The sequence below is a fragment of the Bartonella elizabethae F9251 = ATCC 49927 genome (assembly GCF_000518165.1).
Taxonomy (GTDB): Bacteria; Pseudomonadota; Alphaproteobacteria; order Rhizobiales; family Rhizobiaceae; genus Bartonella; species Bartonella elizabethae.
On the sequence record NZ_JADB01000016.1, the window covers coordinates 1 to 14,987 of the forward strand.

A 14,987-nucleotide genomic window follows, 5' to 3' on the forward strand; every position below is an offset into this window, starting at 1 on the left:
CTTTGTTCAACCTCCTGAGGATATAGAGAAAGATTTCCATAGTTTCCCAAAGCCCCAAAGAGTGTACGCGTATATAAACCCTCCATCTCGTTTAACAAAACACCGGCTTGCAACGCATTATAATCAAGCTCAGCGCCATAGCCATATTCGAAAGCGGATAAATTGGAAGCATAATGATGGCTTGCCCCATAAGCATGCAGAAAAAAGGCCGTGTCTTTATTATCTCTTCCAAAAGAATAAAAAGCTCCCCGCATTGTCTCTAACATCTTATTTTGCGTGGTCATCTCCATCAATCCCGCATGGAATAAAGCATTTGGCAAAAGCAGATACGTTGGCAATTGAGGAACAACAGCTCTAATTCCTTGTTCAGGCTGCCCATCAAACGGGACAGAAAGATGAGACGAAGGATCAACAGGAGCAGAAGGTTGAGAAGGCTTTGGTTCAACCGGTAGAGAAGGAGATGAAGGAACGACCGGAACAGATGGCTTAGATGGCATAACCTTATCAGTAGAAGTCTCAACGGGAACAGTAGGCATAGGTACAGTAGAAGGAACCTCTGGAACCGTTGGTACAGAAGGAATCTCAGGCGAAACAGGGTTAGAAGGAGTAAGTGTAGAATCCGTAGGAGAAAATGTTTCAGACGGTTCAGATCCTTCAGGCAAAGAAGGTGTAGATGGTACAAGGGGAGGCTTAACAGTAGGCGGTTGTTCAGGCGAAATAGGCTCTGTTGGTCGTTCAGAAGGGATCTTATCTTCTTCAGATTGAGGAGGAATAACCGCAGGCGTCGGTTTAGAAGCAGATTCAGAAGAATCTAACTCAGAACCAATATAAACACTTTCGAGACGAAAGTCCCAAAAATCTCTTGTTCCTGCAACCAATCTATTTTTGGGATCTGCATTTCCAGCAGAAGAACTTGGACCATAGCCACGAAGTTTATATTGATAAGGAAAACCATTTACTGTCGTATAACTATTGAGTAACTTAAAAGAATTTTCCTCTGCCCTCCCTGCAACTTGAATAAGTGAAATACTTTGATCGCCCTTCCTTCCTATTTCTTTATCTGAAGTTTTTTGAAATTTTTCCATTCCAATGAGGGTTGTTCCCCCAATATCCCCATAGATCAAAATACGATCTGTTTGTTGAGGATCAAAGGAACCATCATTATGCATAAATGTGCTCATCTTAATCTGAACATTTCCCTCCGCACTGTATACTTTATTGGACACGTCATCCACACCAGCTGTTTTATTGCTATTGTCTAATGCATGAATATCGTCTCCATTGTTTATTTTGTTTCCAATATACAATGTTTGATAATCTTGAGAGACATATTTCTCAAAAACAACGGTACTATCCAAAAGGCTCAAATTAGAAAGTGATGAAACCGTAAAGTCCGCTTCTTGTGAACCTTGATATTTACTCTTAGTAAGATACCATGTTGAACCATTTCTTAACTGCAAATCAATACGAGACCTACCCTCAATGCGTGCTCCCCCTGTAAGAGTCGAAGAATAAGCTTGAACACGAAGAGAAGAATTATTTTCAGCTTTTAACAATAAATCACCAGAGACTTTTGTATTTTCCGATAATTCAAGGGTAGCTTCAGCCCCATAACCAGCATCTCCGGTACCATAAATGGCAATCCCTTCTGGAACTAAAAAATTTGTCTTTGATAACTGAACAGTTGTCTTTTCCAGAGCAACGCCTTGCGCTCCCAGATTTCTCATATTGCCCCATATATCATTGGCATCTAATCCATAAAAATAAAGACCATAGGCCTCCTTCCCCTGAACAGAAATATTGGATTTTTCAATCTTAATATTCGTCTTCTTAAACGCATCATCTAAATTAAATCCTTGCCTCAACACCCTAGCTTCATTATTCACATTCCCTGAAGAACTTTTAACCAAAAAACCATGCATATCACTCAGTTCAATAGAACTATTATTCAATTGAACAAAGCCACCTTGAGAGATATCAAAAGCTTCTGGTAATTTATTGACACTTTTCTCACCAACGATAACAGTTTTTTGTTTTCCTTTTCCCTTAATGACAGAACTATCGAAACTATACTCTCCCCCCAAAATTGATGAAAACGGGCCTTTCCCATTGAAAATAACGGTACTCCCTGACAGCCTAATCTTTGAACCCAAACTGCTAATCAGAGCAGTCTCTCCTACACCATTCAATTCTTTTGGTGTCATTTCTTTTGCTGTTGTTTCAATCTTGACACGCACTAAAGCAATATCCGTTCCTTGACCCACGGCAGAAATAGCGTGAGAAACTCCCGTAATAGTGCCATCTGTCATGCGAATAACCGCACTTTCAGCATGAAGAGCAGGTATATTCTTAAAATTTGCATTTTTTAAATTAAGATGAGCTCCCTCTTTTGCTAATGCACCATAGCCGTATAATTCATCTGCGCTATCACCCGTAACAGTTATCTGTGAGGCATCAACAACTGTACCTGCTTTTTCTACATATAGAGCTGAAATAGGAGTAGAATCAGAAATAGATTGTTGAGAATATTCTAAATGATACGTTTTATTTTTAATTGTATGTTTTTTACCATCATTGCATTTGTAAAATTGAGCGTTTGGATCGCAGAAATTTCCTAAATTATGAGAATTTGCATTAACACTCACGATTGGCAAAAAAGAAACAATAGCTGTTGTGATAAATAAAAATCTATAATCTCTTAATACATTCATCATAATTCTATTCCCAATTTTTTCTGCTTCCCCCTTGACTTAAAAATAAAAAATACGCGCAATAACCCTCACTTAAACAAATGAATAGTGAGAAGTATAAAACTTAGATATTCACTTTATACTGCACACAACATTCTGTAGCTTATGTAAAATTCAGATTATATTTGCATAGGTCCCTCAAAACGATAGCGTAACCCGCCTTAAAAAATCCTCTCGATACGATACAAAGTTTGAAAACAACTGCGCATTCAACCCCACTCCAGTTTCGAGAGAAGAACCCAAAGCGCCCAATTGGCATTGATCTCCAAACTGCACACACATTGTTTTCATCTAAAACTAATGGCAATATGAAACTTTCCATTGAATATCATTGACCGTGTTCTTAACACTTCCAGTAACAGAAAGCTTATTTAAAACACTCTTCATTTTTTCTTGTGCAAATACCCCTGATGAAATTTTATGAATGTTTTTTAACGGCAAAACCCCATCAATCTGCAAACTTCCTCTTTCCTCACCTTAATGCTTACCTGACCAAACCTTCTTGCCTTCGAAACACCAGAGAAACTGCTATTAGCAGTATCTGAACAAGTATCACGTGCGCACCCCACACTCCTCAAAAACATCACATGAATAGGACTTTAAAAGAAAACGACACAAAAGCTCCTCTTGCGCATTCCCATCTATATTATGCATAAAGAATAAAATAGACATCGTAAGAGCACATAAAGATAGATGACGTTTTAATACTTCCATCATTATTGGCTCTAAACTTCCCTTACTTCATCTTCATTAAAAATCGCCCCCCACCTCATCGATAGATTGTTCCTATTATGTGCTATCCAAATAATTTGTTTTGGATTATATGTAAAGCTAAAAACAGAAAAAAAACACAATAAAATCACTTTTTGTACTTATAATTTTCACAAAGGGTGAATTATAAAGGAAAAAATGCAACTAAAAATGATAGCTTAATCCACCAGAAAAATGCGTTCCAGAAAAGCCAGCTTTGGTAAATTTATGCTTATAAATCAGATCACTATGAAAAGTAATTTTTGGGGATAACTGCGAATAAACACCCAATCCAGCTTCTAAAGAAGAACCAAAAGAACCAAGCTGAAAAGCATCTTTAAAATACACAAATTGTTTATCATCAAAATTACGAACGAAATGAAGCGTACCATAGAATGAAAGAACCTGTGCATTTTTCGTTAATGTCAGTGTTTTAGTTAAATTCCCCCCAATACGCATCCCCCAATGATCTGGTCTTCGCATATCAATATTAAGATTATCAATATCACGCGTGTTATGAAACTGAAGATTTTGATAAACAAATTGAACCTGTGGTTCAAAAATAAAACATCGACAACCTATCCTAAATGTTTTACCAGCCGTTAAGGAAAAACTTAAGGGCTTTCCTCTCAATGCAGCCGTTTTACCTCTCTCACGTGTAAGAATATTGCCATTAAACAAACCATAAGAGAACAGACCATCCATATAAAAACCCGTATCATGCTGCATACTCCCATATGCTGTGATTGTCCATTTATCAAATATACTTTCTTGACGTTGTTTCATCTCTCGAGGCAGCAAAGAAAGTTTGCCATAATTTCCCATAATCCCAAAGGATGTTGTACTGTATGCACTTTCGATTTTTTTGAGTAAAATACCTGCCTCTAGTGCATTATAATCAAGGTCGCCTCCATATCCATATTCCAGTGCAGACAAATTGGAAGTATAACGATGATGTCCCCCGTACCCCCGCAAAAATAAAGCTGGATTTTCATTAGTTTTCAACAAACGGCGAGAAAAAGTTCGCAGTGTTTGCAACTGCTTATTTTGATAACTAATATCCACCAATCCAGCATGAAATAAGGTATTTGGCACAAGAATATAAGTCAAAACCTGTGGAACAATGGTTCTCACATTTGGTTCAAAATGAGAAGACGGCTTTAAAATAGGGGGTGTAGCAGAAGGACCAGACGCTGAGGGCACAATAACAGAAGGAGGGCGTGAAACAGAAGGCGGAACAGAAGGATCAGGCGCAGACGACACAACAACAGAAGAAGTGGAAGGAACAGATGGCGATACAGATGAACTAGACGCAGAGGGAGAAACAACAGAAGGAGTACGAGCGATAGACGGCGATACAGGGGAACTAGACGCAGGGCGAGAAACAACAGAAGGAGTACGAGCGATAGACGGCGATACAGGGGAACTAGACGCAGGAGGAGAAACAACAGAAGGAGTACGAGCTACAGACGGCAATACAGGGGAACCAGACGCAGAAGAGACAACAGAAGGAGTACGAGTAACAGAAGGCGATACAGGGGAACCAGACGTGGGAGCAGAAACGACAGAAGGAGTGGAAGGAACAGACGGCGGGATAGGGTAACCAGATGTTGGCACAACTGGATGAGATTTAGGAGTACTGGGTCTAACAGGTGTAAGAGAGGGAGGAGGAGAAACAGGCGGAGGATTTGGAACATCCAGCATAAAAACATCAAAAGCATCAGATACAGTCTTAAGATGGGGATCCCTATCAGGAGAATCTACAGGAGAAGAAAGACTTGGCTCTTGAGGTTTCTGCTGAGAATTAGGATCGATAACCTCCTCTTCACCTCCAGTCATATGAGGATGAGTTTTAGGAAAAGCAGGAACCTCATCAGAAACAGGAGGAACAACAGCATCAAGAACAGGAAAAATTTCAGTGGGATCAAGAGAGGAAGAATCAACCATTTTACTTTCAAGGCGAAAATCCCAAAATGTTCCAGTGTTTTTAAGCACTCTTTGATTGGAATCTGCTTCTCCTAAAGTAGAGCTTGGACCATAACTCTTAAGATGATACTGATAGGGGGAGTCTTCGAGTGTAACATACCCCCCCTTTAGCTGAAAAGAATCTTCAGCGGCTTGTCCATAAACCTGAATAATGGAAATCCCCTGATCATTACCACCTTCTCCCGTCAATGCTCCAGGACTTCTAGGAACCTTATAAACACCAACGGTTGTTTTTCCTTCAAGATTACCATTGATTAAAAGCCGATCCGTTTTCTGCTCTTCAAGCCTTCCCCCTTTATCCAAATATGCATTAAGATAAAGATATGCATCACCGTAGGCTTTATAAACCGTCCCTGATCCTTTTCCGATGAGCAGTGCCTGATAACCATCCGTTGTTTTGGATTTTTGTTCTTCAAAAATAAGAGAACTATCCGTCAATTCAACCGATGAAATAGAAGAATAATCGTGTAATCTAGAACCAGAAACATCAGAGCTTTGTAATTGTCCAACTTTTGGTCGCGATAAAATCCACTTTGAACCATTTTTTAACACTATCTCGGCTGTAGAACTTTCATCAACATATGCGCCTCCCTGTAAGGTAGAAGCATCAGCTTCAATTTTGATATTGGAATTTTCAACAGCTTTTAGAAGTAAATCGCCAGAAACTTTTGAATTTTGTAACAGTTTAACAGAGCTTTCGAATTCGCGGCTATAAATAGCCGTGCTTTCTGGAGCTATAAAAGTTGTCTGGGTCAACTGGACCGACCCTTTGCCAGGTATGATTGTTTTTTTATCATTCAAAACAGCTTGCCAAAAAAAGTGCATACCATGAAATGCATTCCCTCTCACAAAAATATTGGAATGTTTAATATCAGCAACAGCATTATTATTTCCTTTCAATACAAGACCATGAACGTTATGAACATTAACGTTTCCCTTCTGAAAATGAATCATGCCTTTCCCTTGAAGCATACTGAAAGCAGAACCTTCACGAAGATTATCTGTACTTGTCGCCTGTTTCCCCTTTCCGATAATAGAAACACCCTCTAAATTAATTTCGCCCTCTCCTCCTGTTTGGACTCCAATACCCTCAGTAAAGTCGATTTTCCCTCCTTTCATATAGATTTTTGCCCCATTATGACTCAAAAGACCTATCGCATCAGCCTGTGTTATAATCTCTGTTTTGGTCAAAGAAACCAACGACTTCTCACTCGAAACACTGATCCCCATTCTGGTTGCTTTAATCACCCCATTTTGCATCTCAAAAGCGCCATCCTCGTCAATATCAGCCCCTATCGACACATCATTTAACATGGAGTCAAACAGAGCAACACCTCCCCCCTTTGAAGCTTTTACAGCGGTTGTCCACCCCCCTTTTCCGGAAGGACCATTGGCATTCGAAACACCGTTAATGATTATAGTTTTTCCCTCAATGAGCGTATTTTCCCCAGATGCCTCCAAAGCTGCATCCAAACTTTCACCTGTGAGTTGATAAGTTTTCCCAGAAATTTCATGCGTTTTCCCATCATTACAGTGATAAAATGAAGCACTTTCGTTACATGAATATTGCTTCTTCTGAGAAGAAATGTCACCGGCATCAGCATTGTATACAAAGAAAAAAATAACTGTTGTAAAACGACATAAAGAGAGATGATTTTTGAGCATAATTTTCTACAAACTTTCTTCCCCTTCTCTAAAAATAAAAAAAACACGCGTTCTATTGAATAACTTTGGCTACGCGTGATAGTTTAAAATACGTTTTGTGTTTTATATAGCTACTCCACACTTTGTGTAAAGCCATAATCTACAAATATCACAATTTAAAATTGTATTATTTACAAAATAATTCGTAAAAATAGAGAAAATCATAGCCCCCAAAGCAGTGATCTCAAGAGAATTTGTAAACTGACACAAAAGAAGATAATGTATCACCTCACAACTTTATGTTTCTCGCGTTCTCTAGGAAAGTCAAAACCATCACGAAGAACCAAACGCCCCAAACAGAATATAAATATGTTGCCAATTCACATGCTTATTTGAAAGACACATCTCTCAACGCATCGAAGCTCATTTCGCGATAGCGCGCCCCTTGGAAAGATAGAATGGTCAATTCATTGAGCATCCCATCTATACACTGATGAATAAGTAAGCCGATATATCCCCCACGTTACCACCCTTAAAATATTGTAACAGCCCTTAGACCCTTGAGGCGATTCATGAAAAGACTTTTAGCTCCTTTCTTATCCTCATTTTTACTCACACGACCTCCCCCTTGTAACGTGTAAACAAATGATTTTGATTGAGTGAACATAGCCCAGATCTAAAATGAGAAAGCCCAACGATATTCATATTTTTTATTCAATATAAAAAACAATGCATTATTATAAAAAATATCTTTCATAGAGGAAAAAACAGTAAAAACGGTGCCCCAGAAAGCCTTATCTCGTTTCTAAAAAGAAACAAATTTTCTCATGCAAAAACATTCTTTAAAAAAGCTTATCTTCAAAGTTGCAAACAAAATAATAAAAAAACCACAAGTGATGCTTGTGGCTTTTTTTAAAAATTAACTCCAAAGGCAATCATCCTAAAAACGATAGCGCAATCCACCAGAAAAACTGATTCCAGAAAAACCACCTTTACTCAACTTATGCTGATAAACCAAATCCCCATGAAACGCGAGATTTTGTGACAAACGGGCATTAAGCCCCAATCCAGCCTCTAGAGAAGAACCAAAAGCTCCCAACTGGAAAGAATCTTTAAAGCGCACAGATCTTTCTTTGCCAAAATCATGAGCAAAATGAATTTTACCATAGAAAGAAACATCACGATCCTTTTCAGGCGCAGCAAGTGTCTTCATCAAACGTCCACCAACACGCACCACCCATTGATCAAGCTTATCCATCTCTATATTAAAATGATCAATATCACGAGCCTCATTAAACTGAAGATATTGATAGACAACCTGCGCTTGTGGATCAAAAACAACACCCTCATATCCTGTGGCAACTTTTCGACCACTCATCAAGGAAACACTTAAAGGGTTCCCCTTCAATGTTGCTGTCTTCCCCCGTACAGTTGTCAGAACATCACCCTTAAAAAAACCATAGGATAAAAGACCATCGACATAAAATCCTGTATCATGCTGCAGACTACCATAAACTGTAGCAGTCCATTTATCAAATGTACTTTTTTGGCTTTGTTCAACATTCAAAGGTTGCAGAGAAAGCTTTCCGTACGATCCCATAACCCCAAAGGATAGAGCACTGTCAACGTTTTCAATTTTTTGTAACAAAACACCTGCCTCTAGAGCATAGTACCCTAGATCGCCACCATAACCATATTCAAGCGCAGACAAATCTGAAGTATAACGGGAACTGCCCCCATAACCACGCAAAAATGAAGTAGGATTTTCACGAATTTCCAACATTTCACGAGGATGAGCACGCTGTATCTCTAACTGCTTATTTTGATTGCTGATATCCATTAAACCAGCATGAAACAAACTATTCGGCAAGAGGAGATAAGTTGGTACCTGCGGAACAACCGATCTTACACCGCGCCCAGATAGAGAAACAGTTTCAATCTTAGAAAGACTATCCTCAGAAGACGCAGGAACAACATCCGCAGAGGATACTGAGGATACTGAAACAGAATCCTCAGAAGACGCAGGAACAACATCCGCAGAGGACGCTGGAATAATATCCTCAACAGAAGCATGTACAGGAGGTGTCTGTTTAGAAACCATAGGAGTGCCTCTATAATCAGCAGATGTTTGAACATATTCGTTTTCTAAACGAAAATTCCAAAATGCCCCTCCGTTTTGAGCAAATCGCTGTTTAACATGTTCTTCCCCTCCAGTAGCCTTTGGTCCATAAGAACGAAGAACATATTTATAAGGCGCTCCATCCAAGGCAACATATTGCCCATTCAGTTGAAAAGAGTCAAACGATGCATCGCCATAAACTTGAATAATTGAAACACTATGCGCTTTTTCATTTTTTTCTCCTAAACCTCCCGCAACCCCATGTATATGCACTATAGTTTTTCCCTTAACATCACCATGAATGAGGAGTCGATCCGTTACTTGATGGTCACTTGTATCATGAGGATTTAAACGTGCATTCAAATGAATCCAAGCATCCCCTGATGCCTGATAAACAACACCACTTCCTTTTCCGATATAAAGCGTTTGATAGGTATGAGCAGTGCTGGGTTTTGGTTTTTCAAAAGTAATCGAACTGTTAACAAGATGGACCGATGAAATAAATGAAACATCTCTATAATGAGGATTTCGTAAATTTTGATGTCTTGGTCGCAACAAAACCCACTGTGAATTATTTTTTAAGATAAGGTTGACTGTAGAACTGTTATCAATCTGCGTTTGACCGACAAGCGCAGAAGCATCGGCGGTAACCTTTATAGAAGAGCCACTTTCAGCCTTCAGCAACAAATCTCCAAAAAGCTTTGTATCCTTTAATGATATGTCAGATTTTCCAAATTTACTGCTGTAAAGAGCTATACTCTCTGGAACGACAAAACGCGTCTTTTTCAAATCAACGCGCGATAATCTTCCCTCTAACTGCCTCTCCTCTAATGCTGGCTGACCTTCAAAGTGCATACCATAAACTGCATTCCCTTTCACTGTAACATTAGAATCTCCAATATCAATCTGAGGACCTTTATCTCCCAGCAATAAAAGCCCATGCGCATCACTCACATCAACAAAACCTTTAACAAACTGGGCATAACCATTTTCAGATATATGAAAAGCAGCGTTATCACCCTGATGATCCACATTCAGCCCTTGTCCCCCTTTGCTAGGACCACCCTTACCGCTCATAGAAACACCCTCTAAAATAAGAACTCCTTTTTCTCCTGCTTGAACCCCAATACCACCGAAGCTTACTTGAGTATTTGTTAAACGAACTAAACTTTGAAATTTTCCTTCCGCCAAAGCCCCCACTTCAATTGCATCAATCGATCCGCCAGATATTGCAATGGAGCCACCTTGAGATTCAACCCCAACTAAAACCCCACTCAACGTGGAATCGGCTAGAGAAACTCCCGCTTTTTCTGATGCCTTTACGCCATATTTCCAAAATTTCTTGTCCGAATTATTCTTTTCATCCATAATACCCTTAACAGTTATATTCTTACCACGAAGAGATGTATGCTCCTTAGACGCCTCTATCGCTCCATGAACACCACGAGCATTTTGATCTGTGAGCGAATAAACTTTATTATCAATTGCATGTTCCTCACCATCATCACACTGATAAAATGCTGAATTCTGACCACATGAAGACGGCCTTTTCCCAGAGATAACTTGAGATTCAGCATTGTGCGCAAAACCATCAACATGATGTGTTAAAAAAAGAAGTGCCGTCGTGAAAGTACATAAGGAGAAACGATTTTTTAATAGACCAGCCATAATTCCACCATAGTTTTGCCCCCCTTCACTTAAGAGAAACACATAACGTACCAAAAAACTCAACCAAGAGAAAATTTAATACGTTTTGGTTTGACATATTGTATTTATTAGTATTTTTTGTGTTTTATGTAAATATGGAATTAGAAAATGACTAAAAAATACAGTCTAGATCAGTCATTTTTACAAAAAAATTATAAAAATTAAGCTGAAAAACAAGAGAAAAATCATCTCTAAAGTTGTTGTTTAAAAACAGCTTTAATCGGTTTACATGCATTAAAATGCTTCTTTTAACCGCTGCCTAATCAACATCTTTACGATAAATGTTCTATTGAAAGAATAAGTACTCTGTAAGCAGAAAACACCATATGTTAAAATTAGGAAATAAAAGGAGTACACACGTCTATTTCTAGGAAATATTCATGGCAAGAAAGCCTAATTTAGAATAAGAACCTGTAAGAATTAAAATCAATTCCTATTCTTACCGTTTTCTTTTAATTCAATTTTACAACATTTAAGAACATTGAAAAATTTTTAGCATTTTTAATTGAAAGATATCTTTAGCAATCAGCATATTAAAGAGATGCAAAATCACACTTTCGTAAAAAGACTATAATAACGCAATGAATAGATAACAAAAAAAACCACAAGCATAACTTGTGGTTTTTTTTCAAAAATTAAACAAAAACAGCAACAACACTAGAAACGATAACGCAATCCGCCAGAGAAACTGGTTCCAGAAAAACCAGCTTTCGTGAGCTTATGCTGATAAATCAAATCACCATGAAGCGCAAAATTTTGAGACAATTGAGCATTAAAACCTAATCCAGTTTCTAATGAAGAACCAAAAGCACCTAGCTGAAAAGCATCTTTAAAATGCACAAATTGTTTTCCTTCAAAACCATGAGCAAGATGAAGCTTGCCGTAGAAAGAAATAACTTGAGACTCATCAGTGGCAACCAGCATCTTTGTTAAACGCCCTCCAACACGCCCTACCCACTGATGAAGCTTTCCTAAATCAATATCAAAGCCGTCCACATCACGCACTTTATTAAATTGAAGATATTGATAAACAACCTGAACCTGTGGATCAAAAACAAAACCGTCCTCTCCGACCATAAATGTTTTACCAGCCATCAATGAAGCACTTAAAGGATTTCCCTTTAATGTTGCCGTTTTGCCTCGTGCTTTTGTGAGAACATCCCCCTTAAACCAACCATAAGACACGAGGCCATCAACGTAAAAACCTGCATCATGCTGCATACCGCCATATGCTGCAACTGACCATTTATCAAATGTGCTTTTTTGACTCTGTTCAACATTCAAAGGGTGCAAAGAAAATTTCTCGTAAGACCCAGTAATTCCCAAAGAAGTGGTTCCATACATATTTTCGATTGCTTTTAGTAAAATACCTGCCTCTACAGCATTATAATCAAGCTCGCCACCATAACCATATTCAAGTGCAGAAAGATTTGAAGTATAACGATGATTACCGCCATAACCGCGCACAAAAAAGAAAGGATTTTCGCGACTTTCTAATAAGCCGCCAGAAGCAATTCGCAAAGCTTCTAACCGCTGATTTTGATTGCTAACATTCATCAAACCAAGATGACGTAAGGCATTAGGCAAAAGCAAATAAGTTGGAACCTGCGGAACAACAGCCTTAACGCCCGGCTTAGGACGAGGATGAGGATCTGGAGCCGGTCCTGGAGGAGGCGTTGGACCAGGAGGAGGTGTCGGACGAGGATCTGGTTGAGGTTGAATATCAGAATCTATAGTTCTACTTTCAAGACGGAAGTCCCAAAACTCTCCACTCCCTTCAACTAATCTTTGGGCCACACTTGCTTTTCCTAAAAGAGACCCTGGACCATAACTATAAAGCTTATATTGATAAGGTAATTCGTCTAACGCGACATAACCACCTTCCAACTGAAAAGAATCCTGCTCTGCTTCTCCAGAAACCTGAATGATTGAAATACCTTCCTCATTCCCTCCGCTTCCTGTATATCCTCCTGGACTTCCTGCAACAGCATGCACACGAAGCATTGTTTTTCCCGAAACATCACCATGAATTAAAATACGATTCGTCTTTTGCTGATCAAGATTTCCCCCCTTATTCAGATAGGTATGAAGAGAAATAGAGGCATTGTCCCGTGCTTTATAAACTTCACCCTTTCCCTTTCCAATACGAAGAGTTTGATAATCATCAGCAGCAGAAGATTCATGTCTTTTGAAATTAATAGAGCTCTCGCCCATAAGGCTAACAAGTGAAATAGAAGAGCTATTTTCATCCCCCTGTTGATCTCTCTGCAACTGCTGTGGTAAAATCCATGTGGAGTCTCCCAAATAAAGTTCGGCATTAGAATTTTTATCAACATGAGTACGACCTTCAAGGGTAGAACCATCAGCTAAAACCGTTATAGAAGCCCCTTTCTCAGCTTTTAATAAAAAATTCCCTGAACGAAGCGAACTTTTCATCAAACTCACCGCACCAGAAATACCATTTTCACCATAAATCGCCGCATCATCTACAACAGAAAACTTTGTTGTATCCAAATTAACAACTTCCAATCGTGGTGGCGCTTTTTCTCCCTCTAAAATTTCCGCCTCTTTTTTATCTCCACTCTCATCCCATGGCTTCTCTCCCCGAAAGTAGATACCATAAGATCCTTTACCCTTTACGGTAAAAGTAGAAGACTTTAAATTAGCCTCCGTCACATAAAAGTTATTCGATAAATCCTCAACGTCATCTTCGGTTTCAGATTCTTCTTCAGATCGTTCTGGTCCAGAATATAAAGGCTTGAGCGAATTTTTTAACAATATACCATGCACATCCTCAACATCAACAGTTCCGCCTTTAAACTCAATCTCTCCCCCTTCATCCATTAAAAAGACCGCATGGTTTTCGCCTTTTTTCCCCTTTCCAGTAACACTAACCGCATCAAGAAAGACCTTCCCCCCTAACATTGCAGAAATACCGTGACTGTCCGCAAAGTTAATCTTTCCACCTTCCACCCCGATCTCTGCCCCACTATAACTTAAAAGGCTTGTTGGTCCACCGCTAGTGTTAATGTTTGTATCCTCTAAAATAACCAATGAATGTCCTATAGCTTCAACAGCCCTATCACTCTCCTCTATAGTCCCCTGCTTGACCTCAATGAGACCATCGTTAGAAAAAAGAGCTAACTTTGTATTTTGAAGCACAGGGTTTTTCAAAACAATCTTTCCATCATCTGACACAGCCACACCACGCAAAAAAGACCGATCAAGAACGTCACTTTTAACCGTCACGTTTTCTCCCTCAACTCTAGTCCCTCTCTGCTTTACCGTTATAGCCGTCGGATCAGCAGGATAATTGGAAGCATTTTCATTCGTAATCTTATAAGATTTATGATCAATTCTAGCTTCCCCACAATTATCACATATATAATACAATCCACTATAGTAATAAAATCCAGGTTTCACACCTCTTCCATCAGAGTCTGCATCTCTGACAGAGTTATCTATATTTTCCTGTCGTCCGTTCTCTCCATCCACGCCACTCAACTCACGATAGTTACTCCCCCCACGAATACCCTCATCGTTATTATCAACACGGATTTTATTATAATGGTGATAATTATCCCCACTATCTCCCTTAAGAGGAGGCTTATGCACATTACTTCCACTAAGCTGAGGACTATAAACAGGCCCCCCACTGATAACATTATCATTAGGAAAAGCACTGATAGGGGGAGAGCCTTCAACACTACTCATATGAGGAGGCATAATAGGACGCCCCTCAACACCACTGTAAAGATAGCTAACGTTTGGGGGAATAACCGCAACTGGAATCATACTATTATAGTTACTATTCTCAGGACTCGCAGCAATCACCATTCCATTTTCGAGCAAAGAAAGGATAGCTGTTGTACAAGCACATAAACATACATGATTTCTAAACACTTTAATCATAGTTCCCTCGAAACTTTCCTTCCCCTCTCATTAAAAATAGAAGCACTGACAAAACATCCAACTGCACCACCTCAAGAATACAAAAGGTGTAACAAAAGACATGCCTCATGCTCATTTGA

The 14,987-nt window shown here is 39.1% G+C and carries 4 protein-coding genes; all 4 read right to left on the reverse strand.

What is annotated here, in order from left to right; genetic code table 11:
- Window positions 1–2,714, reverse strand: a 2,714-nt coding sequence (locus tag T429_RS0107525) for an autotransporter outer membrane beta-barrel domain-containing protein (protein ID WP_026500943.1), incomplete at its 3' end; no start/stop codon positions are given.
- Between the two features lie 951 nt (window positions 2,715–3,665).
- Entirely contained in the window at window positions 3,666–7,151 is a 3,486-nt protein-coding gene (locus T429_RS0107540) for an autotransporter outer membrane beta-barrel domain-containing protein (RefSeq protein ID WP_026500944.1), read from the reverse strand.
- 919 nt (window positions 7,152–8,070) lie between these two features.
- Entirely contained in the window at window positions 8,071–10,917 is a 2,847-nt protein-coding gene (locus T429_RS0107550) for an autotransporter outer membrane beta-barrel domain-containing protein (protein ID WP_026500945.1), read from the reverse strand.
- A 696-nt stretch (window positions 10,918–11,613) separates the two neighbouring features.
- Window positions 11,614–14,868: an autotransporter family protein gene (locus T429_RS0107555; RefSeq protein ID WP_005774858.1), complete on the reverse strand. Its 3,255-nt coding sequence runs from the start codon at window positions 14,866–14,868 to the stop codon at window positions 11,614–11,616.
- Window positions 14,869–14,987: the final 119 nt, after the last annotated feature.

Bases quoted from the DNA above. Each gene is read 5' to 3' on its own strand.
- T429_RS0107540 (WP_026500944.1), bottom strand. From the start codon at position 7,151: ATGCTCAAAAATCATCTCTCTTTATGTCGTTTTACAACAGTTATTTTT.
- T429_RS0107550 (WP_026500945.1), bottom strand. From the start codon at position 10,917: ATGGCTGGTCTATTAAAAAATCGTTTCTCCTTATGTACTTTCACGACG.
- T429_RS0107555 (WP_005774858.1), bottom strand. From the start codon at position 14,868: ATGATTAAAGTGTTTAGAAATCATGTATGTTTATGTGCTTGTACAACA.